General features: G+C 33.4%; 3 protein-coding genes. All 3 read right to left on the bottom strand.

The window, feature by feature from the left end; all coding sequences use genetic code 11:
* Positions 1-292: 292 nt before the first annotated feature.
* A complete protein-coding gene (locus F6K13_RS28940; protein ID WP_124146556.1) occupies positions 293-1210 on the bottom strand; it encodes a sulfotransferase in 918 nt (305 codons plus the stop codon).
* A gap of 125 nt (positions 1211-1335) precedes the next feature.
* Positions 1336-1590 carry a hypothetical protein gene (locus tag F6K13_RS28935; protein ID WP_124146555.1) on the bottom strand — a complete coding sequence of 85 codons (255 nt, stop codon included), beginning with the start codon at positions 1588-1590 and terminating at the stop codon, positions 1336-1338.
* Positions 1505-2293 (bottom strand): sulfotransferase, encoded by a 789-nt coding sequence (locus F6K13_RS28930; protein WP_124146554.1) that lies wholly within the window; start codon positions 2291-2293, stop codon positions 1505-1507. Before F6K13_RS28930 ends, F6K13_RS28935 begins: the two co-directional genes overlap by 86 nt.
* Positions 2294-2346: the final 53 nt, after the last annotated feature.

The following is a 2346-nucleotide window of genomic DNA, read 5'->3' as shown; positions in this document are numbered from 1 at the left end:
TTGCTCAACAAGAATGAAAACTTAATTCCATACTTCAAAAACTATTTAAAAAGCTAGTGCCACTGTACCTCATAAACCTGGAATGTGCTGTAAATAATTACGAGGTTGCTGAATTAGGCTATGAATTTGTGACAGTAGAATCTTGAGTGCCTTTACTGGTTTTCCCATGCTTAAGAAGCTCTGTAATAGCTACACAGATAAAATTCCATGATAATTGAAATTATTTAGGGGTCACGATCATTTTACCATTTCCACACTTTCTTGATATACTGTTTACAAATCAGCTATTAGATTATGTGTCTAACCAGAATAGCTCTCTGTTGACTATTTCTTGAAGTTCAGTAATATCTTCTCGAAAAACCTCATTGAGAGACTTTCTTAAGGTAAGAGGTAAAGATGGAATTGCCCCACTATTCCATTTCTTCAAAGTTTTAATCAGTTTCTGATACACAGAGTTAGGTAATACTTTCTTTAAAAAAGACTTCAGTGGATTAGATGTAGATAAAAATTGATGAATTAACTTATTTTTTGGCAAATATCCTTGATTCTTTTGCCGTTCAATATTAGGGACAAAAGAATCATCTACCCCTAGATATTGATAGACTTCTTTGATAACTTCTAGGGGGTTTTGGCGAAAATCATCATAAAAAAGAATTTTGAGTTGCTCGGGTTCAAAATAATTTAAGTATCGTTTAATCTGTTGCGAATACATTCCTACTTTGGTATAGTGCCAATCCCAACCCCAGTTATTACTTATTCTTTCTGCTTCTCGTTCAAGAGCTTCTTCTAAAGATAAAGGTTCCAATAAATGTCGAATATTCATCACATAATGTGAATAAAGACGATCTACAGGATGACGCAACATAACTATCATTTTAACATCAGGAATATACTTTTTGATATTTTCTGGTGCTTTAGGAAAATAGAGATAGCGTACAGATGCTTCTCCGATCGCCATCTCATTAGAAACTTTATCAAATAGAGTTTGATAGCTTTCCCAATCTGTAATTGTATTTTGGTACAAACGTTTCAGCAAAACTTCAGGAGATTCTGGCCCTGAATAGGGAGGTAATTTTGCTCCTTCAAACACAAAAAAATTAGGTTCTTTAGGATTGGACATAAACACCTGGGGATGCTGCTTCAGATAATTCCATAGAGAGCTAGTCCCTGATTTTGCAGCACCTAGAAGGATAAAGTTGGGAAGTGTCATTAAACTTAACCTACACAATTGAACTCTTGATTATTAAACCTTTTAATTGGTCTTAATGTCTATAATTACTCTGCTCGAGCTACAAACACCCTTTTAAATAATACTATTTAATCATTAAGTTTAGCCTAAGTTTTATACCCCAAACCAGCGAGAGTATCTCCTGCAAATTCTTCCCACAGGGCAACGTCTTCTGCTGAAAGTCGAGTCTGCCATTCTCTAATAGAACCTTGGCGAATATGTTTACCTTCTCCTTTATTTTCTACTTTACTAATATCTTTTGCATCAATAATATTATCAATTAAAGCTCGATCGTAGTCTAAACCAATAAAATAAAAAATTTTGCTCAGTTCTTCTTGCAGATTCGGTGCGGAGGTTTTCATAACGAACTGAGTAGATGCGATCGCTTATTTCTAGGTCTGCTTTAGCTTTTTCTCTTGTCTCAATTGCTTTTTTCCATATTTTAGCGACAGTTATTGTACTTTGTTTTGCCCAACGTGTAGTTTTTGCTCTTCCTTGGTAAGAAACACAAACATCTCGCCCATCTCTAATAATCTCTATGCTTTTAGCTTCTGGAAACTGCCGTAAAATGACATCAATATAACGTAAATTTTGTGGTTTTTTTTCTAGCAAAATCTGCTTTTCAGAACCTCCATTATTTTCAAAAAAGCGATCGAACATTAATTGGTTTAAAGTTCTAACTTTTATTAAGTCATCTTCCGAACCTGAGCCAACTTTTGCTATTAATTGTTCTAGCTCCGCATAACTGACTAGATTATAAAGCCCAATGTTTTCTTGACATTTTTGATATATCTTATACTTGTTTAAAATACCTTGCCATAAATCTTCTGAATTAAATCCAAATAACAAAGGCTTCAAACCATAAGACATTAGTATCCATTTGGCTGAATTCAATCTTTTTTTGAACTTCTGATTTTTTAAATAAGTAAAGTTGTTGTAAGTTATAGAATAAGCATGACTTTCATTTGGAACTGTTAGAACATCAGAATGACTACCAATCATTCTCTTCAACCAACTTGTACCAGAACGAGGACAACCTACTACAAATAATTTACGGTATACCATAGTAACTTAGTTCTGATTACTAATGTTTAGGAATTACATCTTAATAATTATAA

The organism is Okeania sp. SIO2B9 (genome assembly GCF_010672505.1).
GTDB classification, from domain to species: Bacteria; Cyanobacteriota; Cyanobacteriia; order Cyanobacteriales; family Microcoleaceae; genus Okeania; species Okeania hirsuta.
The sequence above is the reverse complement of the archived record's forward strand: the minus strand, read 5'-3'. Positions and strand labels throughout refer to the sequence as shown.

Coding starts and splice junctions, on each gene's coding strand:
- F6K13_RS28940 (WP_124146556.1), bottom strand. CDS start 1,210: ATGACACTTCCCAACTTTATCCTTCTAGGTGCTGCAAAATCAGGGACT.
- F6K13_RS28935 (WP_124146555.1), bottom strand. CDS start 1,590: ATGAAAACCTCCGCACCGAATCTGCAAGAAGAACTGAGCAAAATTTTT.
- F6K13_RS28930 (WP_124146554.1), bottom strand. CDS start 2,293: ATGGTATACCGTAAATTATTTGTAGTAGGTTGTCCTCGTTCTGGTACA.